Origin of the sequence: Streptomyces sp. NPDC017448 (assembly GCF_044330565.1) — a bacterium.
Taxonomy (GTDB): Bacteria; Actinomycetota; Actinomycetes; order Streptomycetales; family Streptomycetaceae; genus Streptomyces.
Genome location: NZ_JBIRLM010000008.1, coordinates 295,465 through 318,958 on the forward strand (window position 1 = coordinate 295,465; position 23,494 = coordinate 318,958).

At 73.4% G+C, this 23,494-nt stretch carries 17 protein-coding genes and 1 tRNA gene; 8 read left to right on the forward strand and 10 right to left on the reverse strand.

Annotated features, from left to right (window positions below):
• Positions 1-240 precede the first annotated feature (240 nt).
• From ACH4K1_RS16610 to ACH4K1_RS16620, 3 genes are read left to right on the forward strand one after another with little or no spacing between them, the layout of a single operon-like run.
• Positions 241-3,528 carry an FtsX-like permease family protein gene (locus ACH4K1_RS16610; RefSeq protein WP_398090029.1) on the forward strand — a complete coding sequence of 1,096 codons (3,288 nt, stop codon included), beginning with the start codon at positions 241-243 and terminating at the stop codon, positions 3,526-3,528.
• Position 3,529: 1 nt separating this feature from the next.
• Positions 3,530-6,409, forward strand: a complete 2,880-nt coding sequence (locus tag ACH4K1_RS16615) for an ABC transporter permease (RefSeq protein WP_398090030.1) — start codon at positions 3,530-3,532, stop codon at positions 6,407-6,409.
• Positions 6,406-7,449 carry an ABC transporter ATP-binding protein gene (locus tag ACH4K1_RS16620; RefSeq protein WP_398090031.1) on the forward strand — a complete coding sequence of 348 codons (1,044 nt, stop codon included), beginning with the start codon at positions 6,406-6,408 and terminating at the stop codon, positions 7,447-7,449. Before ACH4K1_RS16615 ends, ACH4K1_RS16620 begins: the two co-directional genes overlap by 4 nt.
• A 99-nt stretch (positions 7,450-7,548) precedes the next feature.
• Here the strand turns inward: ACH4K1_RS16620 and ACH4K1_RS16625 are convergent, their stop codons facing one another.
• From ACH4K1_RS16625 to ACH4K1_RS16655, 7 genes are all read right to left on the reverse strand, one after another.
• Positions 7,549-8,283, reverse strand: coding sequence for a hypothetical protein (locus tag ACH4K1_RS16625; RefSeq protein ID WP_398090032.1), 735 nt, complete (start codon positions 8,281-8,283; stop codon positions 7,549-7,551).
• The gene (locus tag ACH4K1_RS16630) at positions 8,280-8,702 is read right to left on the reverse strand and encodes a thioesterase family protein (protein ID WP_228991236.1); all 423 of its coding nucleotides are present in this window, start codon (positions 8,700-8,702) and stop codon (positions 8,280-8,282) included. The genes ACH4K1_RS16625 and ACH4K1_RS16630 overlap by 4 nt, the downstream gene beginning before the upstream one ends.
• Positions 8,703-8,707: 5 nt before the next feature.
• Positions 8,708-10,372, reverse strand: a complete 1,665-nt coding sequence (gene ettA / locus ACH4K1_RS16635) for an energy-dependent translational throttle protein EttA (RefSeq protein WP_073766146.1) — start codon at positions 10,370-10,372, stop codon at positions 8,708-8,710.
• A 125-nt stretch (positions 10,373-10,497) separates the two neighbouring features.
• The gene (locus ACH4K1_RS16640; RefSeq protein ID WP_398090033.1) at positions 10,498-11,991 is read right to left on the reverse strand and encodes a Cys-Gln thioester bond-forming surface protein; all 1,494 of its coding nucleotides are present in this window, start codon (positions 11,989-11,991) and stop codon (positions 10,498-10,500) included.
• A gap of 187 nt (positions 11,992-12,178) precedes the next feature.
• Entirely contained in the window at positions 12,179-12,640 is a 462-nt protein-coding gene (locus tag ACH4K1_RS16645) for a single-stranded DNA-binding protein (protein ID WP_398090034.1), read from the reverse strand.
• Between the two features lie 130 nt (positions 12,641-12,770).
• Complete coding sequence (locus ACH4K1_RS16650; protein WP_398090035.1) at positions 12,771-14,621, reverse strand: GTPase; 1,851 nt, start codon at positions 14,619-14,621, stop codon at positions 12,771-12,773.
• Positions 14,618-16,261, reverse strand: coding sequence for an ATP-binding protein (locus tag ACH4K1_RS16655; protein WP_398090036.1), 1,644 nt, complete (start codon positions 16,259-16,261; stop codon positions 14,618-14,620). The genes ACH4K1_RS16650 and ACH4K1_RS16655 overlap by 4 nt, the downstream gene beginning before the upstream one ends.
• 306 nt (positions 16,262-16,567) lie before the next feature.
• Here ACH4K1_RS16655 and ACH4K1_RS16660 point away from each other — a divergent pair.
• Positions 16,568-16,643 (forward strand) — tRNA-Arg (locus ACH4K1_RS16660).
• A gap of 607 nt (positions 16,644-17,250) precedes the next feature.
• On the opposite strand, the gene ACH4K1_RS16665 is transcribed toward ACH4K1_RS16660, so the two are convergent.
• Positions 17,251-17,760, reverse strand: coding sequence for a MarR family winged helix-turn-helix transcriptional regulator (locus tag ACH4K1_RS16665; protein WP_398090037.1), 510 nt, complete (start codon positions 17,758-17,760; stop codon positions 17,251-17,253).
• Between the two features lie 115 nt (positions 17,761-17,875).
• Between ACH4K1_RS16665 and ACH4K1_RS16670 the strand changes: the two genes are divergently transcribed.
• Both ACH4K1_RS16670 and ACH4K1_RS16675 read left to right on the forward strand, forming a co-directional pair.
• Positions 17,876-18,376, forward strand: coding sequence for a cupin domain-containing protein (locus ACH4K1_RS16670; RefSeq protein WP_398090038.1), 501 nt, complete (start codon positions 17,876-17,878; stop codon positions 18,374-18,376).
• The gene (locus ACH4K1_RS16675) at positions 18,373-18,771 is read left to right on the forward strand and encodes a VOC family protein (RefSeq protein ID WP_398090039.1); all 399 of its coding nucleotides are present in this window, start codon (positions 18,373-18,375) and stop codon (positions 18,769-18,771) included. Before ACH4K1_RS16670 ends, ACH4K1_RS16675 begins: the two co-directional genes overlap by 4 nt.
• Here ACH4K1_RS16675 and ACH4K1_RS16680 read toward each other — a convergent pair.
• A complete protein-coding gene (locus tag ACH4K1_RS16680; RefSeq protein ID WP_398090040.1) occupies positions 18,735-19,235 on the reverse strand; it encodes a peptidase inhibitor family I36 protein in 501 nt (166 codons plus the stop codon). The two genes, ACH4K1_RS16675 and ACH4K1_RS16680, sit on opposite strands and share 37 nt — an antisense overlap.
• Positions 19,236-19,344: 109 nt before the next feature.
• Positions 19,345-19,581 (reverse strand): hypothetical protein, encoded by a 237-nt coding sequence (locus tag ACH4K1_RS16685; protein ID WP_398090041.1) that lies wholly within the window; start codon positions 19,579-19,581, stop codon positions 19,345-19,347.
• Positions 19,582-19,832: 251 nt separating this feature from the next.
• On the opposite strand from ACH4K1_RS16685, the gene ACH4K1_RS16690 reads away from it, so the two are divergent.
• Together ACH4K1_RS16690 and ACH4K1_RS16695 are read left to right on the forward strand one after the other, a co-directional pair.
• Positions 19,833-22,325: a penicillin acylase family protein gene (locus tag ACH4K1_RS16690; RefSeq protein WP_398090042.1), complete on the forward strand. Its 2,493-nt coding sequence runs from the start codon at positions 19,833-19,835 to the stop codon at positions 22,323-22,325.
• An 87-nt stretch (positions 22,326-22,412) separates the two neighbouring features.
• Positions 22,413-23,459: an alpha/beta hydrolase gene (locus tag ACH4K1_RS16695; protein WP_398090055.1), complete on the forward strand. Its 1,047-nt coding sequence runs from the start codon at positions 22,413-22,415 to the stop codon at positions 23,457-23,459.
• Positions 23,460-23,494 lie beyond the last annotated feature (35 nt).

Consider the following 23,494-nt stretch of genomic DNA (forward strand, 5'->3'; position numbering starts at 1 on the left):
CGGTCGGTCCGGGCGGCGCCGCCGACCGATCACGCTCCGGCCCCTCTGCCCCACCTGGGCGTGACGGGTGAACGATCCGTGACCGGACGACTGCGGAATCCGGTCTTCCCTCTCCGCATAACGATCACGATCGCATCAAGGTGTAGCGGCAAGCGGTTACCGAAACCCGGCCGCCTCTGAAAGCATCACCGGTACGCCGGGGGGCGTGCGCATGCGGTGTTTCCGGGGCTGGGGGATCAGGTGACGGGTTTCGTCCTTCTGCGGGTACGGGCTCACCGCCTGCTGCTCTCCGCGGCCCTCCTCGCCGTCCTGTTGACCACGTCCGTCCTGGCCGCGCTCACCGCGTTCTCCGGTTCCGTGGGCGACGCGGCCCTGCGCCACACGCTCACCCACGGAGCGGCCGCCTCCGCCTCCCTCGTCGTGACCGCCTCCGTGGGCCACGAGCGGCGCGCCGAGGCCGACGACACCGTCCGCGAGGCTTCCCGGGACGCCTTCGACGGGCTGCCCGTGACGGTGGGGAGGCTGGAGAGTTCGGGGTCGTACGCCCTGCCGCGCACCCTCCAGGACCCGGCCGCCCGGCGCGGCGAGCCGGACCTGACCCAGTTCGCCGCCCTCGACCCCGCCCGGGTGCGGATCACCGAGGGCAGGGCTCCCGAAGCCGCCTCCGGAGACGACGGACCCGTCCGGGTCGCGCTGCCCGCCGTCGCCGCCGAGGCGCTGAAGCTGAAGCCGGGCGGGCGGTTCACCGTCACCGACCGGCTGCGGGAGGAGAAGCGGCAGGTCCTGGTCACCGGTGTCTACGAGGTCGCCGACCAGTCCGATCCGTACTGGCAGCTCGATCCGCTCGGCGGGCGCGGGGTGCGCAAGCTGGCCTTCACCACGTACGGCCCGCTGCTCACCGACCCCTCGGTCCTCGCCTCCGGCGCCCTCAGCGGCGGGAACACGGCGTGGCTGGCCACCGCCGACTTCGCCGGGCTGACCACCGGCTCCATGGAAGGGCTGCGCGAGGCGTCGGCCGCCGCCCCCGGGGCGCTGACCGCCGCGCCGGTGTTCTCCTCCGGTGTCACCGCGCGGACGGCGCTGCCGACCGTGCTCGACCAGCTCGACCGGGCCCTGCTGGTCTCCCGTTCCACTCTGATGATCGTCGCGGTGCAGTTGGTGCTGCTCGCCGCGTATGCCCTGCTGCTGGTGGCCCGGCTGCTGAACAGCGAACGTGCCAGCGAACGCGAGCTGCTGCGGGCCCGGGGCGGTTCCCGGGCCCGGATCACCTCGTTCGCCGCGCTGGAGGCGCTGCTGCTCGCCGTGCCCGCCGCCGTGGTCGCGCCGCTGCTCGCGGGGCCGTTGACCGGACTGCTGGCCGAACGGAGCGCCCTGGCCCGGATCGGACTGCGGGTCGGCGCGTCCTCGACCGCCACCGTGTGGCTGGTCTCCGCGGGCATCGCGCTGGCCTGCGCGCTGGCCGTGGTGGCCCCGTCGCTGGCGGCCGGGACGGGCGGGCGCGGGACCCGGGCCGCTTCGCTGCCCGGCCCGGTGCGGGCGGGCGCGGACGTCGGGCTCCTCCTGATCGCGGCGGTGGCGTACTGGCAGCTCGACCGGCAGGCCGGCGGCGGGGCGCTCACCGGCGACCGGGCCGGCGACCTCGGGGTCGATCCGCTGCTGGTGGTCGCCCCCGCCCTGGCGCTGCTCGCCGGCACGGTCCTGACCCTGCGTCTGCTGCCGCCCGCCGCCAAGCTCGCCGAGCGGTGGGCGGCCAGGGGCCGGGGGCTGCCGGCGGCCCTGGCGGGCTGGCAGTTCAGCCGCCGCCCGCTGCGCGGCGCGGGCCCGGTGCTGCTGCTGGTCCTGTCGGTGGCGATGGGCATGCTGGCGATCGGGCAGAGCGCTTCGTGGAACCGTTCGCAGTCCGACCAGGCCGACTTCGCCTCCGGCGCCTCGGTGCGGATGGTGAGCGGGCCCGGCGGCGGCCCGGCGGCGGCCGGCGCCTACACCTCCCTGCCCGGGGTGCGACAGGCCGCCCCCGCCTTCCGGACCGACGTGGAGGTCTCCGGCGGGCGCACGGCCGAGGTCCTCGCCCTGGACACGGCCCACGCGGACGAGCGGATGCTGATGCGCTCCGACCTCTCCGGGGAGAGCCCCCGCCGGCTGTTCGAGACCATCGCCCCCGATCCCGCCCCGCGCCCCGGCCTCGTCCTGCCGGAGGACGGCGCCCGGCTGAAGCTGGACCTGCGGATCACCACGGTGGCGCCGAAGGGGACCGCGCCGGGCCCGGACGAGGAGCCGCCGGTGGTCACCCTGCTCCTGGAGGACCGCTACGGACTCCCCTACCGCGCCCTCGCCGGTCCGGTGCCCGTGGACGGCGGTCCGGTCGCGGTGTCCGTACCGGTGTCGCCGACGGGCGGTCTGGCCGTGACCGGCGTCGAGGTGGACGGACAGCCGCCGTGGGACCGCGCACGGCAGCAGCGGGTCTCCCTGAGCGACGTGCGGGTGGTCACCGCGTCCGGCTCCGAACGCCCGGTCACCGCGTCCGCTCCGGTGCGCTGGGCGGGGTCCATGGCGTTCACCGAGGGAGGCGAGGTCCGGCGGGGCGAACCGCCGGTGCGCAACGGGGCCTCGCACCTGCCGGACTTCACGTACGACACCGGGGTGGGCGACGAGGAGTCCTGGGAGCCGGTCACCAGCACCCTGCGGATCACCGCCGCCCGGCCGAAGGCCACGTCCGTCAAGGCGGTGGCGACGGACGCCTACCTGAAGAGCACCAACGCGAAGCTGGGCGACGGGATCGACGTCACCCTGGCCGGGAACACCGTCCGGGTGGAGCTGGCCGCCTCCGTGCGGCGGCTGCCGACCACGGAGGCGGTGAAGCCGTCCGGGGCCGAGGACCCGGTGAGCGGGGGCGGTGCGCTGCTGATGGACCTCAAGGCCGTCACCCAGGTCCTGGCCCACCGGCCGACCGCGACGATCGAGGCGACCGAGTGGTGGCTGAGCACCGCGCCCGGGGACGCCGCGAAGACGGCGGCCGCCCTGCGCGCCCTGCCGGACACCGACCCGGCGCAGGTCCTGGTCCGCGCGGAGGCCGCCCAGAGGCTGGTGGACGATCCGCTGGGGGCCGGTCCGCAGGCGGCGCTGCCGGCCGTCGCGGTGGTCGCCGCCGCGCTGGCGGCGGTCGGCTTCGCGGTCAGCGCCTCGGGCTCCCGGCGCGAACGGTCGGCCGAGCTGGGCGTGTTGCGGGCGCTCGGCGCCCCGCGCCGCCAGCTGGCCCGCATGGTCGCCGCCGAGCAGGGGGTGCTGATCGTCCTCGCCCTGCTGATCGGGCTCGGCATCGGCACGGTGCTGACCCGGGCCGTCGTCCCGCTCATCGTGTTGACCGGACAGGCCGGACGGCCCGTCCCGCCGGTGCTGGTCGAGCTGCCCGCCGGGCAGATCGCGGCACTGCTGGCGGGGGTCGCCGCCCTGCCGCTCGTGATCGTCGCGGCGATGGCGCTGCGCCGCGGGAACCCGGCGGTCACGCTGCGCCACCAGGGGGACCACTGATATGAGCGACGACAAGCGGCCCGCCGAGGCCCCCTGGATCCGTACCCGGCTGCGGACCGCGCCCGGTGCGGCGTCGGCCCTCGCGGTGCTGGTGCTGGTGACGGCGTTCCTCGCCGCGGCCTTCCCGCGGGCCGTGGACGCGTACGAGACGAAGGGGCTGCGTCACGACATCCTGACGGCCGCTGCGAGCCGCAGCGTCGTGGAGGTCTCCCGTCCGCAGCCCGGTCTCGAACTGCCGCAGGGGCAGCGGGAAGCCGAGATGCGGAGCCCCGTGCTGGCTCGGATCGGGGCGGGGCTCCTGAAGGCGCTGCCGGCACCGCTGCGCGCCGACACCGCGTCGGTCGCGTACGGGGTGCGCACCACGAAGCCGGCCGTCGCGACCGAGCCCTGGCTGCCCAGGCCGGAGGCGTTGCCGCCGAAGCTCACGTACGCGGCGCAGTCGGGTCTCAAGGAGCACGCCACCCTGGCCTCGGGCGCCTGGCCGACGACTCCCCGGCAGGTGACCTCGGGCACCCGTGCGGTGCAGGGCGCGGTCACCGAGGAGACGGCTGCCGAGCTGAAGGTGAAGGTCGGCGCGACCATCACGCTGCTCACCGCGGCCCAGGAACCCATCACCGTGACGATCACCGGCATCGTGGCTCCGCGCGACCCGCGGGGAAGCTACTGGTCCGCCGATCCGCTGCTGCGCACCCCCTCCCTGGTCCTGGACCCCGCGAGCCCCTTCCCGCAGCACTACTGGACCGGCACCGTCCTGCTGGCCGAGGACGCCGGCCCCGTGCTCCTGAGCACGGCCGCCGAGCCCGTCCTCTACTGGCGGATCCCGCCCGACCCGGCCGCGCTGACCGGCCCCGACGGCGCGCGGCTGACGTCCGTCATCGCCTCGCTGGAGAGCGGCCCCGGGCTGCTGAAGGTGCGCGAGATCGCCGACGGCACCGCGGTGGTCTCCACCGGCCTCGGCCACATCGTGGAGGCCAACGGGCGGATGCGCGACGCGATCGGTCCCGTCATCGCGGTCGCCGCCCTCGGGATCGGCTCGGTGGCCGCCGTCGTCCTGCTGATGACGGGCGCCCTGATCGCCGGCCGCCGCCGCGCCGAACTGGCGCTGATGCGCTCGCGCGGCGGCTCGCTGCGCGGCATCGGCGGCCGGCTGCTCGCGGAGACCGCGGTGACCGTCCTGCCCGCGAGCGCGCTCGGGCTGCTGCTCGCGACGGTGCTCGTGGGCGAGGGCCGGTGGTGGCCGGGGGCGCTGGCCGCGGCCGGGGTCGGGCTGCTGGTGTGCGTCGCCCTGCCGCTGCGGACGACGCTCCAGCACATCCGGCCCGTCCTGGGCGCACCGCGCGAGGACATGGTGAGTGCGCGGCCGTCGCGCCGCCGCACCGTCGTCGAACTGACCCTGGTCGTGCTGGCGGCCGGTGCGGTGACGGCGCTGCGCCGACGGGGTACGGCCGCCGAGGGCGGCGCCGACCTGCTGGTCAGCGCCGCGCCCGTGCTGGTCGCGCTGATCGCGGCGCTGGTGCTGGTGCGGCTCCACCCGCTGCCGCTGCGGCTGGCCGCCCGCCCCGTGGCCCGGCTGCGCGGGGCGATCGGCTTCCTCTCGCTGGCCCGCGCCGGCCGGTCGTCGGCCGGTGGCGCGCTGCCGTTGCTCGCCCTGCTGCTGGCGCTGGCCACGGCGGCGTTCGGCGGCTCGGTGATCGCCGGTATCGGGGACGCGCGGGACGACGCGGCGCTGGCGGCGGTCGGGGCGGACGCCCGGGTCAGCGGCGTGAGCGAGCGCACGACGCTCCCCGACGGGCTGGTCCGCACGGTGAGCCGGCTGGAGGGCGTACGGGACGCGGCGCCGGTACGGATCGAGTACGGCGTGGCCCTCCCCGAGGCGGCTCCCGGCGGGGCCGGGGCCACGGGCCCGGACGGCGACGACGGTACGGAGACGGGTTCCGGCGCGGTTTCCGGTACGGACACGGGGACGGCCACCGACTCCAGGACGGCGGCCCTGGTCGGCGTGGACCCCCTCTCGTACGCGCGGGCGGCCCGCGCCGCCGGGCTCCCGGACCTCCCGGCCGACCGGTTGAGGTTCACCGGCGCCACGGCCCGCCCGGTCGAGGAGGGCGAGGGCGGGTCCGAACAGGTCCTGCCGGCCATCGCCTCCCCGGGGGTGGCGGCCCGGCTGGGCAAGGAGCCGCGCGCGATCAAGACGCTGTCCGGCAACTTCGCGGTGCGGGTCGTGGGGACCACGGAGCGCGCCGCGGCCGTCCCCTCCACCGACTTCCTGATCGTGAACGCCGCCTCCCTGGAGCAGGGCGCGCCCACCACGCTGCTCCTCGCCGGGGCGCCGGAGGCCGGAAAGCTGCGGGCGGCGGTCGCGGAGAGCGGCGAGGAGTACGCCGTGAAGCTGCGTTCCGAGGAGCGCGCCAGGTATGTGGACACCCCGATGCAGGCGGGAGCCGAGCGGATCTACCTCGCGGCCGTCGCGGCGGGCGCCGGGTACGCGCTGCTGGCCGTCCTGCTGTCGCTGCTCCAGACCGCGCCGGAGCGCAAGACCCTGCTGGCACGGCTGCGCACGATGGGGCTCACCACCGCGCAGGGGAGGCGGCTGCTGGCCTTCGAGGCGACGCCGCAGGCGCTGCTGGCGGCGGGCGGCGGCCTGTTCACCGGCTGGGCGACCATCGTCCTGCTCTCCCCCGGCATCGACCTGGTGCCGCTGGCGCTCGCGGGGGTCGCCGGATCGGACACCAGCCCGGTCACGCTGCGCACCGACCTCTGGTCGCTGGGGCTGCCGGCCGCCGGGGTGGTGGCGCTCACCGCGGCGGTCGCGGGTGTGCAGGCATGGTGGGCGAGCCGCCGCGGATCGATCACCGAACTCAGGGCAGGAGACTCCCGATGACCTCGTCCACCGAGACGGCAGGCACGGCCCGCGCGGCCGGAACGACGCTGGCGGAGCTGGAGCGGCGGGCGGCGGCCCGCCGGGACCGCCCGGCCTACGGGCACGACGCGCTGATCGCCTGCGACCGCGTGGTGCGGATCTTCACCACGGACGGGGTGGAGGTGCAGGCGCTCCAGGGCCTCGACCTGCTGGTCCAGGAGGGCGAGTTGATGGCCCTGGTGGGGGCGTCGGGCAGCGGGAAGTCGACGCTGATGAACATCCTCGCGGGGCTGGACGTGCCGACGGCCGGCTCGGCGAAGGTCGCGGGGTGCGATCTGCTGTCGATGGGCCCGAAGGAACGGCTGCGCTACCGCCGGGACGTGGTCGGGTTCGTCTGGCAGCAGACCGCCCGCAACCTGCTCCCCTACCTCACCGCGATCCAGAACATCACCCTGCCCATGCAGTTGCGCGGCGGGACCGGCAAGCGCGAACGGGCGGCCCGCGCCGAGTCCCTGCTCACCATGCTCGACATCGAGCAGTGCCGCGACCGGCGGCCCCAGCAGCTGTCCGGCGGGCAGCAGCAGCGGGTGGCCATCGCGGTGGCGCTGGCCAACGCCCCGTCCGTACTGCTGGCGGACGAGCCGACCGGGGAGCTGGACTCGGCCACCGGGGAACAGGTCTTCGCCGCGTTCCGCCGTGCCAACGAGGAGTTGGGGACCTCGATCGTGATCGTCACCCACGACCAGGCGGTCGCGAACGAGGTGCGGCGTACGGTCGCCATCCGCGACGGCCGTACCTCCTCCGAAGTGCTGCGCCGTACGGAGGTGGATGCGGCGACGGGCCAGGAGTCGCAGGTGGCCCGGGAGTACGCGATGCTCGACCGGGCGGGGCGGCTCCAGCTGCCCGCGGACTACACGCAGGCGCTGGGCATGGAGCACCGGGTGCTGCTGGAGCTGGAGCAGGACCACATCGGCGTCTGGCCGGACGCGCACGGAACGCGGGAGGAGACGGACGGGCCCGCACCGGACGGACCCGCGCAGGAGGCTTCGGACAAAGAGTGACGGGGGCCGGCTGCCCCAGGCACGCCCGGCTCCCTCAGCCGCGGTCGGGCGCCTCGGCCGCGTCCGCCTCCCCGGACGGGCGCGGTCGGCCGGTCCGCCTCAGCCCCGTCCGACCGAGAGGCCGAGTCCGCCGAGCCCGCCGGGGCCGCCCAGGCCGCCGGCCGGGTCGCGGCGCAGGGCGATCGAGCCGAACGGCGTCCGCAGCCGCAGCCAGCCGCCCGCCGAGAGCAGCGAGACGGGGAAGTCCGGGTCGGGGCGGAGGAAGCCGAGGGACTGGGCGGCGTGCACGGCGCGCAGGGGCAGCCCCGTCGCGCCGACCTGCCGGGACCAGATCTCGCGGCCCATGCGTTCCCGCTCGGCGCGGGTGCGCAGCTCGTCGGGGAGCGCCTCGTCCCGGCGGCGGAATTCGGCGACGGCCAGGTCGAGCGCGGTGCGCAGGGCATCGGGCCGGGGCAGTCCGGCCTCCTCCCGCCAGGGCCCCCGGGGCGGCAGGACGCCGGTCCAGGGCGGCCCGGTGACGGGTGCGGGCAGCACACCGCCCGCACCGTCGCCCGTACCGCTCGCGCCCTCCGCGCCGGGGGCGTCGAGGGACTCCAGCAGCTCGCCGGCCGACACCGTGGCGTCGAGCGCCGCGGGGCCGGCCAGGCGGGCCGTACGGATGGCGAGGACCTCGAAGGAGGGCGGGCGGCCGAACACGGCGAGCGCGTCGCCGCCGCCCGCCTGCAACCGGACCGCCGCGGCCCGGTCGTAGTGGAGCAGCCGGCCGAGGAAGGCGGCGAGATCCGCCGCCTCCCTCGCGTCGGCGAACCGCAGCGACTGCACGGGCACGGTCATGCCGCGGCGGGCTCCTCTGCCAGGTACTGCTGGAGGAAGAACTTCTCCTCGGCGGTGATCCGCCGGGGCCGCCCGGCCGCGAGGTCGTACGGCACGACGACGGTCGAGGCCCGTACGTACACCTGGTCGGGGTCCTTGATCTCGTAGGCGATCGTCAGCGAGGCGGCGCCGATCTTCGTGACCCAGGACTCGACGGTCACCGGCTCGTGCCGGTGGACCAGCGGCCGTACGTAGTCGATCTCGTGGCGGGCCACGACGGACCCGCCCGAGAACGACGGCGAACCGTCCCCGGGCGCCAGCCGGAACATGAAGTCGATGCGCGCCTCCTCCAGGTAGCGGAGGAAGACCACGTTGTTGACGTGGCCGAAGGCGTCCATGTCCGACCAGCGCAGGGGGCAGCTGTAGAGGTGACGGGCCAAGACGATCAGCCTCGCGTGAGCTTCTTGTAGGTGGCGCGGTGCGGACGGGCCGCGTCCGCGCCGAGCCGCTCGACCTTGTTCTTCTCGTACGACTCGAAGTTGCCCTCGAACCAGTACCACTTGGAGTCGCCCTCGTAGGCGAGGATGTGCGTGGCCACCCGGTCCAGGAACCAGCGGTCGTGGGAGATGACCACCGCCGCGCCCGGGAACTCCAGGAGGGCGTTCTCCAGCGAGGACAGGGTCTCGACGTCGAGGTCGTTGGTGGGCTCGTCGAGGAGCAGCAGGTTGCCGCCCTCCTTGAGCGTCAGCGCCAGGTTGAGGCGGTTGCGCTCACCACCGGAGAGGACGCCGGCCGGCTTCTGCTGGTCCGGGCCCTTGAACCCGAACGCGGAGACGTAGGCGCGGGACGGCATCTCGACCTGGCCGACGTTGATGTAGTCCAGCTCGTCCGAGACGACGGCCCAGAGGGTCTTCTTCGGGTCGATGTTGGCGCGGGACTGGTCGACGTAGGAGATCTTGACCGTGTCGCCGATCTTGACCGAACCGCTGTCCGGCGTCTCCAGGCCCTGGATCATCTTGAACAGCGTGGTCTTGCCCGCGCCGTTCGGACCGATGACGCCGACGATGCCGTTACGGGGCAGCGTGAACGACAGGTCGTCGATGAGGACCTTGTCGCCGAAGGCCTTCGAGAGGTGCTCGACCTCGACGACGATGGAACCGAGCCGCGGGCCCGGCGGGATCTGGATCTCCTCGAAGTCCAGCTTCCGCATCTTGTCGGCCTCGGCCGCCATCTCCTCGTACCGGGCGAGACGGGCCTTGGACTTGGTCTGGCGCCCCTTGGCGTTCGACCGCACCCACTCCAGCTCCTCCTTGAGCCGCTTCTGGCGCTTCTCGTCCTTGCGGCCCTCGACCTTGAGGCGGGCGGCCTTCTTGTCGAGGTAGGTGGAGTAGTTGCCCTCGTAGGGGATGGCGCGGCCGCGGTCGAGCTCCAGGATCCACTCGGCGACGTTGTTCAGGAAGTACCGGTCGTGGGTGACCGCGACGACGGCGCCCGCGTACTTCGAGAGGTGCTGCTCCAGCCAGTTCACCGACTCGGCGTCGAGGTGGTTGGTGGGCTCGTCGAGGAGGAGCAGGTCCGGGGCCTCGATGAGGAGCTTGCAGAGCGCCACACGGCGCTTCTCGCCACCGGAGAGGTTGGTGACGGGCCAGTCGCCGGGCGGGCAGCCCAGGGCGTCCATGGCCTGCTCCAGCTGGGCGTCCAGGTCCCACGCGTTGGCGTGGTCCAGGTCCTCCTGGAGCTTGCCCATCTCCTCCATCAGCGCGTCGGAGTAGTCGGTCGCCATGAGCTCGGCGACCTCGTTGAAGCGCTTGAGCTTGCCCATGATCTCGGCGGCGCCGTCCTGGACGTTCTCCAGGACGGTCTTCGACTCGTCGAGCTTCGGCTCCTGCATGAGGATGCCGACGGTGAAGCCGGGCGACAGGAACGCGTCGCCGTTGGACGGCTGCTCCAGGCCCGCCATGATCTTCAGCACCGTGGACTTGCCGGCGCCGTTGGGGCCCACGACACCGATCTTCGCGCCGGGCAGGAAGTTCAGGTTGACGTCATCGAGAATCACCTTGTCGCCGTGCGCTTTGCGCGTCTTGCGCATGGTGTAGATGTACTCAGCCAAGAGAAACCGTCCGGCAGCAATAGAGGTGTGGGCAGATACACCCATCTTGCCTGACACCCGCCCCCGGACGGAAACCCGGCCGGGGGCGGGGGCCGGAGCGCCGCCGGTTCCCCGGGGGCGGAAGCTCACTCACCGCCGGTGTGCGGCTGCTTCCGGCGGAGCAGGAAGACGGTGCCGCCGCCCATGACGAGCAGGCCGATGGCGAGGGCCGCGACCATCGAGGTGGCGCTGGAACCGCCCGTCGCGGCGAGGTCGCCCTCCAGCCCCGACGTGCCCGACCCGGTCGTGGCGGGGACGGACCGCTGGGCGCTCTGCGTGCCGACGTCGTTGCCCGCCCCGGCCGTCCCGTCGTCCTCCTTCTCCAGGACGCTGCCGCTGGTGGCGCAGTCGAGGACGCCGGTGAAGGTGCGGCTGAACCCGGCGGGCCCGGTGATGGTGACGTCGTACGCCTGGTCCTCGGCGACCGGGACCGTCACCGTGCGGGTCTCCCCGGCGGCGACGGTGTGCTCGGCCCCGGCCAGCTCGAAGGTGAACGGCTCGTCGCCCCGGTTGGCGGCGGTGACGTCCACCCCGCCCTCGGCGCAGTTCTTCCGCGCGGTCAGCGCGGGGGCGGCACCGGTACCGGCCCAGGTGGCGGTGGCGCGGGCGGAGACGGTGGATTCGCTGGATCCGGCCAGGATCTGGGTCTGGGTGCGGCCGGTCCCGGCGAAGGCCCGGCCGACCGGCACGGAGGTGGTGGCCTGGACGCCCAGGGAGGCGGTGCCGTCGGCGGCGCCCTTCGGCACGTCGAAGTAGAGCCGGTCCCCGTCCTCGGCGTCGGTGACGGGGGCGCCCTTCTCGTCGGTGACCCGGACCCCGCCGGCCGCCGCCCCGGCGGGGGGCGCCACCGAGACCTGGTCCGCGTCGGTGCGTACGGTCACGGGTCCGAGCCGCTCGCCGGGCCGGCCGGAGACGGCGGCCGGTTCCAGGGTCAGCGAGGGCCGGGGCTCCTTCACCGTGCGCGCGCTGCGGTGCAGCCAGTCGGCGAGCTTCTCCGCCTGCTTGTCCGAGGCGGTGACGTCGGCGTCGTCCGAGTAGCGCCAGATGGCGACCTGGGTTCCGGCGGCGGCGGTCCGCTCGGTCAGCGGGCCCGTGCCCGCCGCCTCCGCGAGCGCGGCCAGGTCGTCGACCCGCGGGTAGGAGTGCTGGAGGATCCAGCGGATCTTCCCCGCGTCCCGGTTGCCGTTGAGCGAGGTCTCGGCCCAGGGGGTCTCCAGGTACTTCGCCTGGTCCTGGGTGGGGTTGTGGAGGTCGATGCAGTAGGTCTTGAGCTTGCCGCCGCCGTCCACCGTCATCTCGAAGAGTCCGGCGGGGAGTTCCTGGGACCGGTCGGGTGCGCCGTTCTTCCCCTCGACGCGGAGCACGGCGCTGTCGAAGGTCTTCAGCCCGTCGAGCACCGCGGCCGCACCACCGTGGTGGCGGCCCGGGTCGTCGGCCGCCGCCGGCCCCGCGCCCACGAGCGCGGTCGCCGCGACGAGGCCGGAGAGCAGCAGCGCGGCGGCCGGACGGCGGACTCCGCGTCCGGGGGGCGCCCCTGTCGTGCCGGACGGCGCAGCGGACGCTGAAGACGCAGAAAACACAGAATTCCCCTCCGGGCGAGGCCCTGGCGCGTGGTGCGCGTGTGGGGAATGCCTCGCCAGCAGACCCAAGTGACCCGTGAGCACTGGAATCCTAAAGAACGGGCGAAGGTGCGTCCCCCGTACCGCCCTCCGCCAACCATTCCGAATCGGAATCGTTATCCCCGGATGCCCTCCCCGAACAGCCTTTTCAAGACACGGCGGTCAGGGCGGCGGCATGTTCCAGCTGTTTCGGCCCACCTTTCGCGTCGCCCTCCGTGGCACGTTCCGGACGCTCCGTCAGCTCGCTTTCCCCTCGGGCCGTCCGACGGAAGGCAGTGGTCCCCCGGCTCAGGTCGTGGCCGACGGCGATGGCCTCGACATCGACGAACGCACGCCGCTGACCGGCCTGTTCCTCCTCACGGACCTTCAGCCGGCCGTGCACCACCAGGGGTTCCCCCACCGAAACGGAACCGGCGAGATTGGCGGCGAGCGCCCGCCAGGACCAGACGGTGTAGAAGCTGGTGCGGCCGTCCGCCCAGAGTTGTTTCTCGCGGTCCCAGCGCCGCGGGGTCACGGCGAAACGGAATCGCGCCATTCCTCCGGTGGCCGTCTCCCGGAACTCCACCGCCGTCGCGGCGTTGCCCACCAGGGTCACCAAGGTCTCGTTCATTTCCCGCCCCCGCTTTCCTTGTCGCACGGCTTCCCGCGGCGTCGTAGCGCTTCGCACGGCGTCGGACGGCGCCGTGCCGCGTGGGACTCCATGGTGGACGCCGGGCGGGGATCGCGTCGGGGCCTGTGGACTACCGGCCGGTTGTGGAGAACTCCGTCACCGTCACGTACCGCTCGCGCACTTCCCGGTACCGGGCCAGCTCGGCCGAGACCGGGTCGAGGACCCTGGCCCGGCCGCATCCGGCCGCCGCCTCGCGCAGCCGCCGCTCGGCGTCCTGCCCGTACCGCCTGGCCGGTCCCCGGATCGCGGCGGCGCACGCCCACTCCACCAGCGGGCCGCCGACGACTCCGGCCAGCATGACGAGGGCGGGGACGACGAGCCCCGGCTCCAGGACCCCGACGATCTGGCCGACCAGCCACAGGCCGCCGAAGATCTGCAGGAGCGTCATCGACGCCTGGGCCAGCACGGCGGCCGGCCACCACGCGGGCCGGGGCGGCTTGGCCGGCCGGCCGCCGGGCAGCGCGCCTGCGGTCGTGCTCCGCCCCGTCTCCGTCTCCCCGCCCCGCCTGCCGGCGCCGGGGGGCCCGGCCTTGACCGCCAGGTCGTCCAGCGCCTCGGACAATCCTTGCGCCCCGGTGAACGCGGCCTCGCGCACCGCCTGCGCCCAGGGCCCGGGCAGCCCGCCCGCCGCCTCGTCCGCGACGATCCGCACCGCCTGTTCGACCCGCTGCCGGGCCGTCAGCTCCTCCTCGGGCGGGGTGAGCGCCTGGCCCATCCGGTCCAGGCTGCCGGGCAGGCCCCGGTTCTCGTACCAGCGCCAGAGCCGCAGCCACGGCGTCCCGCAGGCCCGGCTCGCGTTCCTGCGCCACTCCCGCTCGGCGGCCTGCCCGGCGGCGGTCGCGCCGACCGCCTCGGCCAGCCGGTCGGTGAACTCCTCGCGCGCCAGCTCCCCGAGACCGGGTCGGCCGTCCGCCACGTACACCGGGCGCAGCCGTCCCGCCGCCGCGTCGATGTCGGCGGAGAGGCGGCGGGCGGCGGCGGTGCGGTCCTGGACGAAGCGGCCGATGAGTTCGCGGAGTTCGGGTACCCCGTCGCCGGTGAGCGCGGACAGGGACATGACGGTGGCGCCGGGTTCGCCGTGCTCGCCCAGGGCGATGCCGTCCTCGTCGAGGAGGCGGCGCAGGTCGTCGAGGACGAGGTCGGCCGCCTCGCCGGGCAGCCGGTCGGTCTGGTTGAGGACGACGAAGGTGACCTCCGCGTAGCCGGCGAGCGGGCGCAGGTAGCGCTCGTGGAGGGCGGCGTCGGCGTACTTCTCCGGGTCGACGACCCAGATCACCGCGTCGACCAGGGCCAGGACCCGGTCCACCTGTTCGCGGTGCTCGGTGGCGGCCGAGTCGTGGTCGGGCAGGTCGACCAGGACGAGCCCCTGCAACGCCTCGTCGGAGGCGGTGGGGCCGGGGTGGGGCCTGCGGCGCAGTCGGCCGGGGACGGCCAGGCGGTCCAGCAGCCCGGCGGCCCCGTCGGTCCAACTGCACGCGATGGGCTGGGAGGTGGTGGGCCGGCGCAGCCCGGTGTCGGAGATGGGGGCCCCGGCAAGCGCGTTGAACAGGGTCGACTTGCCGCTGCCGGTGGCGCCCGCTACGGCGATGACCGTGTGCCGGGAGGAGAGCCGCTGCCGGGCGGCGGCCTCGTCGAGCACGCGTCCCGCCTCGGCGAGGGTCTCCCGGTCGAGCCGGGCGCGGGAGAGGCCGACGAGTTCGCGCAGGGCGTCGAGCCGGGTGGGCAGCGGCCCCCCGGCGGGGGCGTACGCCTCGACCTGCAGGTCCGCCTCGTCGTCGTCGGGCGTGCGGGGGGCGGGGTCGGCGGCCTCGCGGGTCCTGGCCGCCGCCGCGCGCCGGGCGATGAGCCCGTCGTCCCAGCGCCCGTCGCGCTTGCGGGTGCCGCTGTCCTTGCTCTGGTCCTCGTCCGTGACGGCGGTCATCGCTGCCACCTCTCCTTCTGCAGTACGGAAAGCGCGGCGATCAGTTCGGCCTGGGGTTCGGGGGCGACGTCGAGCGCGTCGAGCGGGGCGAGGCGGCGGTCGCGTTCGCCGCCGAGGACCTGGTCGAGGTAGGTCGTCAGCAGCTCGCCCCCCTTGTCGCGCAGGCGCAGCGCGCCCTGGACGCCGATGCGTTCGGCCAGCTGCTCCCCCGCCGCGCGGGCGCGCCGCCCGCCGAGGAGGGCGGCGGCGAGCAGGGCGGCGACGTTCTCGGGGGCGGGAGCGACGCTGCGGTCGAGCCGGCGCACCTCCTCCTCGGCCAGCTCCTCCAGGACTCGCCGCCACCGGCGTACCGCGACCGCGATCCGACCTTCGACGTCCTCGGCGGGGCCCCAGCCCCCGGCCTCCCGCCCGGCGTCCTCGAAGCGGAAGCGGGCTCCGGCGGGTTCGCGGCGCCACTGGGTCCGGATCTGTTCGTCGGCGGCGGAGACCGAGCACTGGAGCAGGGCCGCCAGGCTGTCGACGAGGGCGTCGAGGAGTTCCTCGGGCGAGCTGTAGAGCGGGAAGCCGCGCCAGCGGGTCCGCGCGCCCCCGGAGAGGACCGCGCCGTTCTTGAGCCGGCGGCGGATGCGGGCGGCCTCCTTGCCGTACGCCTCCTCGACCACGCCGGTCAGCCGTACGGAGGCGGCGTACTGGACGGCGACGGCGGAGGCCAGGGCGGGCATCCGCACGGTGAGCGACTCGATGACGCCGGAGGCGGTGCGCCCCACGGCCTGCTGCCGGGCGGCGGGGTCCTGGGCCCGGTGGGCGAGCCAGGCGCGCAGCGGGGCGACGGCGCTGGCGGGGAGGAGCCCGCTGCCGCCGCCGGTGGACTCGGGGAGTTCGGGGATGGTGAACCGGGGTACCTCCCCGAGTCCGGCCCGGGTCAGCAGCGCGGCGTACTGCCGGGAGACCTCGGCGATCACCTGGTGGGGCACCCGGTCGAGGACGGTGACGAGGGCGGCGTCGTACTCCTTCGCGGTGCGCAGCAGATGCCAGGGCACCGCGTCGGCGTAGCGGGAGGCGGTGGTGACCATCACCCAGACGTCGGCGGCGCAGAGGAGTTCGGCGGCGAGGACGCGGTTGCGCACGACGAGGGAGTCGATGTCGGGGGCGTCCAGGAGCGCGAGCCCCCGGGGCAGGCTGACCGCCGTCTCCACCCGCAGGGCGTCCTCCCCGTCCCCGCCCCGTGCGGCGAGGTCGTCCAGCCCGTCCGGGTCGGCCGTCTGCCCCGGGGGGAGCCAGATCCGGGTGAGCCGGGGCAGCACGCGCGCCCCGGCGAACCAGTGGTGGTCGTCCGGGTGGCAGACCAGTACCGGGGTCCGGGTGGTGGGCCGCAGCACTCCGGCCTCGCTGACCCGGCATCCCACCAGGGAGTTGACGAGGGTGGACTTCCCGGCCCCGGTGGAGCCGCCGATCACGGCGAGCAGCGGCGCCTCGGGGTCCTTGAGGCGCGGCAGGAGGTAGTCGTCGAGCTGGGCGAGGAGTTCGGCCCGGGACTGCCGGGCGCGTTCGGCCCCCGGCAGGGGCAGGGGGAGGCGCACGGCGGCGACACGGTCGCGCAGGGCGGAAAGTGCGTCGATGAGCTGAGGCCGTACGTCCATGGTCACCACATGCGAAGAATGCCCAATTTTGAAGCCTTTTTGAAGCGTATGGGCCTCTCTGCGCGGCGGTTCCACCCTCTTGACAGAGGCCGGACAGAGGGGGTGAGCGGGGCGGAGGCATAACGAGTGCACAACACCCGGCACGAGGGGAGCGAAAACCGGTGCGGGAATCGCACCTACCTGCGATTATCGATTCGCTTCACCGAACCTCCACATCGTGCCACGCAGGTGAAGCAACCGGGTCCAGGCGATCGGAGCCCTATCCTTGTCCCGGCACGGCCACGGAACCACCGATCAGGACTCCCGGCCCCCGTAGCTCAGTGGATAGAGCAGGCGCCTTCTAAGCGCTTGGCCGCAGGTTCGAGTCCTGCCGGGGGCGCCACCGACGTCGCACCGAAAGGGTGACGTTTTCACAGGTCAGGCCATGTCTGCCTGGCCTTCGCGACGCGTCGGGCCCGCGCGTTCCGCCGGGGTGCGCGTCCGGTCGGCACCGGCTGAAACGGGCCTTCCACGCGTGGCCATCCCCCATGCCCCCCGAATCGCGCTCCCGGAAAGCCCCGCAGCCCCTCCCCGGACCGACCCCGCCCGCCCCGCGGCACGCACACCCGGCCGGGTCGGGGAGCGATGGGGTTCGCTGATCGTTCGTGACGCGATGGGCGGGGCGCGAGCGTTCACCGGCTTTCAGCGCCGCTCCGGAATCGCGCGGAGCATCCTTGTCGACGCAGACGGCCTTCCACTGCCGGAGTTGCGCCCCGTCGGCGCCAACGGCAGGGCTGTGCACGTCGGTACGGTCTCCGCCCCGTACGAGCGCCGACCGGAAGCCGCCGGGCGGCTTCGGCAGGTCGCGGCGTCGCAGACGCCGCCGCGCGACCGCCGCGAGGGGGCGGGCCGGGCGAGTCGCGCAGCCCGGGGACCACTTCTTCAGCACGTTCCGCTTCGATCCGTACGGTTCCGCCGGCTCCTGAGCGGCCGCGGGAACGGGACGGCCCTCACGTGACGGGGGTGGTGTCCCCGAGGGCCTCCAGCACCTGCCGGAGGCCCTCGGCGGTGTTCGCGACCAGGTCGCGGTCCACGTCGGCGAGCAGCCGCGCGTAGTGCGCCAGATGGTCGGCGAAGGCGGCCCGGGTGACCTCGTGCCCGCGTTCCGTGAGGCGGATCCTGACGGTGCGCCTGTCGCCCTCGTCGCGCACCCGCTCGACCAGCCCCTTCGCCTCCATCCTGTCGATGCGGTTGGTGATCGCGCCGGAGGTCACCATGGACGCCTTGAGGAAGGCCCCGGCCGTGAGGGTGTAGGGCGGCCCCGAGCGCTGCAACGTGGTGAGCACGTCGAACTCGCCGTGCTCCACCCCGTGTGCGGCGGCAGCGGCCTTGGCGGACTTGTCGACCACCCGCCCCAACCGCTGGACCCGGGCGAGGAGTTCCACCGGCCAGAGGTCCTCCACCAGGTCGGGGCGCTCCTCGGCCCACTGACTGATGATCGCGTCCACGGCATCACTCATCGCCACATTCCTCTCAACGGACATCTTCTCAACGTAAAGATAGTTGACGCCGAGGAAGGAGAGGTGATTTCATCTCAACGTTGAGATTATCAAGACTGAACAACAGGAGCGCCCCATGTCCGTATCCCAGACCCCCCCGGCAGCGGTGCTGACCCGTCACGCGGATGCCGAGACCTGTGCCGACCCGAGCAGTGTGATGACCCTGCTGGCCGACTCGGACGGCACGGCGGGCGGCGTCACGAGCTACCGCTCCACCTTCGCCGAGGGCGCCGTAGGGGCGCCGGCCCACTTCCACACCCGGGCGACCGAACTGTTCTTCGTGATCAGCGGTGCGCTCCAGGTTCTGGTGGGCGAGGAGGTCACCGTCCTGGAAGAAGGGGACTTCCTGGCGGTGCCTCCCCACACCCCGCACGCCTTCGCGGCCGCGCCGGGCCGTGAAGCGGACGTCCTCTTCGTCTTCACCCCCGGAATGGGCAGGTTCGACTACCTGCGGCTGCTGGGACGGGTGATGCGCGGCGAAGCGGACGCGAAGGAGATCGCCGAGTCCTCGGAGCGCTTCGACAACCACTACGTCGACAGTCCTGTCTGGCGCGCCGCCCTGGAGCGTTCCGCGTGATCGACGCCACGACCCCGATCCGGGTGGCCCGGCCCTCGCGGGACCTCGCCGCCGCGGAACGGTTCTACACCGAGGGCCTGGGGCTGACCGTGCTGTGGCGGACGACCGAGCGCGTGCCGGGCCACCACGACCTGCTGATGGTCGGCCCCCCGGGCGGCACCTGGCACTTCGAGCTGACGCACGACCCGGACCACCCCCTGGAGCCGGCTCCGACGGTGGACGACCTGTTCGTGGTCTACCTCGGAGAGCCGGTGGACCCCGCCCTGATCCACCGTCTCACGGCGGCCGGCGGGACCCGGGTCCCGGCTCACAACCCGTACTGGGACGAGCACGGGGCGACGGTCGCCGACCCGGACGGCTACCGCCTCGTGCTGTGCTCACGCACCTGGACGTGAACGGCGTCCGGCGCCGCCCGCGTGCGGTGCCCGCGGGCGGGTCGGCAGGGGCCGTCGATCCACTGGTTCGCCTCCCCCTGGTCGTTCGCCACGCTGTCCCAGGTGTTGCCCCGGCCCTTGTCCGGGCAGAAGGAGTTCCCGCCGTAGTTGTTGTCCGGGTAGACCACCACGGAGCTGTACGAGGTGCCGGTTCCGTTGGTGAACCAGGACGAGTCCTCGTGGGCGATGCAGCTGTTCCTGGTCTCGGACCAGATGCGGTTGTCGTACTGGAACATGGCGATGCCGACGCCCTCGGTCGCGTAGTTGACCCCCTTGTAGACGCACAGGTTCCCCGCCGGGCAGTTGCCCGGGTTCCAGGTGGTGTAGGTGGGGTTGGTGCCCCCGGCGTGTGCGCCGGTGGCGGTCGCCGCCGGCAGGCCGGCGGCCAGGGTCAGTCCCAGCAGGGTGCGTCGGACGGCGCGCATGAGGTTCTCCTCCTGGTGGGTGGCGCCCCGGCGGGTGCCGGGGCCCGGCGGCCGGGCCGGCGGTCGGTGGGGTGGCGGGGCGGGTCCGGCCTCGCCTTGTCCGGCCCGTTCAGCCGGGATCGGCGAGGGAGCGGGCCCTGCCGAGCGTCTCGGTGACCGCTCGGGTGCAGTAGCGGGTCCGGCGCGCGAACTCGTCGCGTGCGGCGTCCCGTACCCGCTCGCGCTGCGGTCGGGCCCCGGTCCTCGCCAGTCCGGCCGCACGGTTGCATTGGGCGTCGGCGACGGCGACGGTCACCTCGCGCCGCCAGGCCTTCTCGGTGGGACGGCCCCGGGTCGCCTTCGCCACGGCGCCGGCCTCCGAGGAACTCGCGTAGGGCAGTCCCCGCGCCGCCGTGCAGCCGCGCCACGCGGCCAGGGCCCTGGTGTACTCCGGTTCGGAATGACACCCCCCGGCCCGTGGGGGACGAGCACGGCCGCGCCCAGGGGCGGCTGCCCGGTCCGCGGGGGGGCCCACGCGCTGATCATCGAGATTTCATCGGTCCTCCTTAGCGTGAATCCGTTCGGAACGACGGGCTGCACCCCAGGGGGAGGACGGCAATGCCGCGCAGGAGATACCGAGCGAGACTGCCACGGATGGTCGTGGCCGCGTTGGTGGTGATGAGCGCGCTGGCGGCCACCGCTTCGACGGCACAGGGGAGGACCGCCACCGGGACCGAACCTCAGAAGCCGACGATCCGCTACACCGAGTACGGGATTCCGCACATCATCGCCTCGGACTGGGAGGGGCTGGGAACGGGCTACGGGTACGCGTCGGCCAAGGACAACATCTGCACCCTCGCCGACACCTACCTGATGGTCTCCGCCCAGCGGTCACGCCATCTGGGCCCCGACGGCAGGGCGAGTCCCGGCCAGAACCAGAACACCACCACCAACCTCAACAGCGACCTGTACTTCCAGCGCATCAAGGACGACCGCGTGGTGGAGCGGCTTCTCGAACAACCCGCCCCCGACGGGCCGGCGCCGGAGGTCCGGCAAGCCATCCGGGGCTACGTCCAGGGGTACAACAGGTATCTGGCGGAGACCGGCGCGGACGGCATCTCCGACCCCGCCTGCCGCGGCGCGGCCTGGGTGCGGCCGATCACGGAGCTGGACGTCTACCGGCACGCGCACGCCGAGATCATCATGGGCAGCGCCGACGCCCTCCTGGACGGCATGGTCACCGCCGCGCCTCCGGGAGCCTCGGCGGCCGGCCGGTCCACCGCACCCTCGAAGGAGGCGGCGAAGGCCACGAAGAAGTCCGCCGCGAGGACCGCGGAGAAGATCCGCGAGGCGATGGCGGTGAGCCGTCAGCAGAGCATGGGAAGCAACGCGCTGGCCGTCGGTTCGCAGGGGGTCTCGGGCGGTACGAGCATGCTGCTGGCCAACCCGCACTTCCCGTGGCAGGGCAAGAACCGCATGTGGCAGAGCCAGCTGACGATTCCGGGCGAGGTCAACGTATCCGGGGCCAGCCTGCTGGGGTTCCCCGCGGTGAACATCGGCTACAACGAGAACGTGGCCTGGAGCCACACGGTCGCCACGGTGGCTCCGTTCGGGCTGTTCGACGTGCAGGTGGATCCGCTGAATCCCACCCTGTACCTCGTGGACGGCGCGTGGGAGCGGATGACCTCGCAGCAGGTCGGGGTCGACGTGCTCAAGCCGGACGGGTCGCTCTCCCGGGTCACCCGGACCCTGTGGTCCACCCGCTACGGCCCGGTCACCACCTCGATCCACGGCCAGGCGCTGCCCTGGGTGGTGAGCGCGCACGCGGTACGCGACGTGAACATGCACAACCTGCGGGCGCTGAACACCTGGTTCCGCCTCGACCAGGCCACGGACGTGCACGACGTGGTGGACATCCTGGAGACCACCCAGGGCATCCCGTTCTTCAACACCGTCGCCTCCGACCGCAAGGGCAACGCCCTGTACGCGGACATCCAGGCCACCCCGAACATCACCGACGAGCTGGCGGAGTCGTGCCTCACGCTCACCGGCCGGATGCTGTTCCACCAGACGCTGCGGCTGCCGAACGTGCCTCCGGTCTCCATCTTCGACGGGAAACGCAGTGCGTGCGACTGGCCCGACGACCCGGACGCGGCCGCTCCCGGACTGCTGGACCCGCACAAGCAGCCCCGGCTGATCCGTTCCGACTTCGCGGGCAACGCCAATGACAGCGCCTGGCTGGCCAACCCCGAGGAGCCGCTGGCCTTCCCCCGCGTGATGGGCGACACCTCGGCGCCGCGGTCGCTGCGCACGCAGGAGCTCATCCTCACCGCGCAGAAGCGGATCAACGGCGCCGACGGCCTGCCGGGCAGGGGCTTCACACCGGAGACCATGGGGAAGCTGCTGTTCTCCGACAACAGCAGGGCGGCCGATCTGGCCCTCAACGCGACCGTGACCATGTGCCGGAACGCCCCCTTCGGGCACATCCTGGTGGACGGGGTCCTCGTCAACGTCAGCGAGGCGTGCCCGATCCTGGCCGCCTGGACCAGCCACGACTACTCGGCGGACAGCCGGGGTTCCTGGCTCTTCGCCAACTACTGGGCCTACCTGCTCAACGGGCGGGGTGTGGAGAAGCTGCCGTGGCGGGTTCCCTTCGACCCCAAGGACCCGGTCCACACGCCGAATTCGCTGGACGCGGGCCACTCCGACGTCAGCGCCGCGTTCGCCCGGGCGGTGCTCGCCCTGCGCAAGGCGGGCATTCCCCTCAACGCCCCGCTCTCGGACGTCCAGAAGATCACCCGGAACGGGGAGCGGATCCCGATCCACGGTGGGCTCGGCCAGCTGGGCGTGCTCAATGTGATCACCCCCGGCCAGGTCGACGGAGAGTTCGACGTCGTCTTCGGATCCAGCTTCGTCCAGCAGGTGCGGTTCACCGCGGAGGGCCCGCCGGAGGCGTACTCCGTCATGGCCTACTCCCAGTCGGCCGATCCCACCTCTCCGCACTACGCCGACCAGACCAGGTTGTTCTCGGCCGGAGCGTGGGTGACGGAGCGGTTCACGGAGGAGCAGATCGCGGCTTCTCCGAAGCTGCGGACCAAGGTTCTGGAATGAGCGCGCGGAAGCCTCGGAAGCGAAGCCTCGAAAAGGGAGAACGCAGTGAAAAGAACAGTCCATTGGTGGCGGCTCGCACTGGTGTGGATGCTCGCCGCCGTGGCGACCGTGGTCGCGCCGGCGGGTTCGGCCGGCGCCTCCGGCCCGGCCACCGCACCTCCGACGATGCCGGACGGCTTCGGCCTGACCCAGGTCGGCGCGGCGGTCGGTGACGCCCACGACTTCTACCTCACGGTGAACACCCCCCAGGTCAAGGGCGAGCAGCACATCAAGATCATCCTGCCGAGCGGCTACTACGACGACCCGGACCGGCGCTACCCGGTGATGTACTTCCTGCACGGCTCGCCCGACGATCCGGTCGGCCAGACGTATCCGGCCCTGAAGACGTCGGACCGGATGATCACCGTGGTCCCGGACGGCGGCCCGCGGGGCTGGTACGCCAACTGGCTGAACCAGAAGACCGCGGCCGGCGCCCAGAACTGGGAGACCTTCCACCTCGACCAGGTGATCCCGTTCATCGACGCCAACCTGCGGACCATCCCCACCAAGAAGGGGAGGGCCATCGCCGGCGTCTCCATGGGCGGGTTCGGCGCCTTCCACTACGCCCAGGCCCGCCCCGACCTGTTCCGCCACACGGCGTCCCTCTCCGGGGACATCGACCTGTCGGCCAGGTCCATGGATCTCCGGATGGCGGTGGTCGCCACGCTCATCGACGCGCAGGGCGTCGCCTGCGCCTCGGCGTCCGAGGTCTGCGACCCCGCCGACTCCCCCTACAAGCCCGGTGTGGACAGTGACGCCGCGTTCGGTTCCCCCTACCCGGTGTTCAACGCCGACTGGCGGTGGAACCAGGTCGATCCGTCCCAGCACATGGCCAAGCTGGCCAACGGCGGGGTCGGGGTCTCCATTTACGTGGGCGAGGGCAACGGCACGATCTTCGACCTGGAGTTCTGGGTCGCGGGCGCGGCCAAGAACGTCAAGGCCGCCATGGACGCGCTGGGCATGTCCTACTACTACGTCAACTACGGCGACGGAGCCTCCTGGGGCACCCGGTGCGACGGCGGCCACAACGCCGGCTGCTGGGAGCAGGACCTCCGCGACCTGATCCCCCGGCTGGAGAAGGAGTTCGCCTCCTGAAAGACGTCCGTCCTCCGTCGCCCTCCGCCGCGGGC

Bases quoted from the DNA above. Each gene is read 5' to 3' on its own strand.
- ACH4K1_RS16615 (WP_398090030.1), top strand. From the start codon at position 3,530: ATGAGCGACGACAAGCGGCCCGCCGAGGCCCCCTGGATCCGTACCCGG.
- ACH4K1_RS16620 (WP_398090031.1), top strand. From the start codon at position 6,406: ATGACCTCGTCCACCGAGACGGCAGGCACGGCCCGCGCGGCCGGAACG.
- ACH4K1_RS16625 (WP_398090032.1), bottom strand. From the start codon at position 8,283: ATGACCGTGCCCGTGCAGTCGCTGCGGTTCGCCGACGCGAGGGAGGCG.
- ACH4K1_RS16645 (WP_398090034.1), bottom strand. From the start codon at position 12,640: ATGAACGAGACCTTGGTGACCCTGGTGGGCAACGCCGCGACGGCGGTG.
- ACH4K1_RS16650 (WP_398090035.1), bottom strand. From the start codon at position 14,621: ATGACCGCCGTCACGGACGAGGACCAGAGCAAGGACAGCGGCACCCGC.
- ACH4K1_RS16655 (WP_398090036.1), bottom strand. From the start codon at position 16,261: ATGGACGTACGGCCTCAGCTCATCGACGCACTTTCCGCCCTGCGCGAC.
- ACH4K1_RS16665 (WP_398090037.1), bottom strand. From the start codon at position 17,760: ATGAGTGATGCCGTGGACGCGATCATCAGTCAGTGGGCCGAGGAGCGC.
- ACH4K1_RS16670 (WP_398090038.1), top strand. From the start codon at position 17,876: ATGTCCGTATCCCAGACCCCCCCGGCAGCGGTGCTGACCCGTCACGCG.
- ACH4K1_RS16680 (WP_398090040.1), bottom strand. From the start codon at position 19,235: ATGCGCGCCGTCCGACGCACCCTGCTGGGACTGACCCTGGCCGCCGGC.
- ACH4K1_RS16690 (WP_398090042.1), top strand. From the start codon at position 19,833: ATGCCGCGCAGGAGATACCGAGCGAGACTGCCACGGATGGTCGTGGCC.
- ACH4K1_RS16695 (WP_398090055.1), top strand. From the start codon at position 22,413: ATGCTCGCCGCCGTGGCGACCGTGGTCGCGCCGGCGGGTTCGGCCGGC.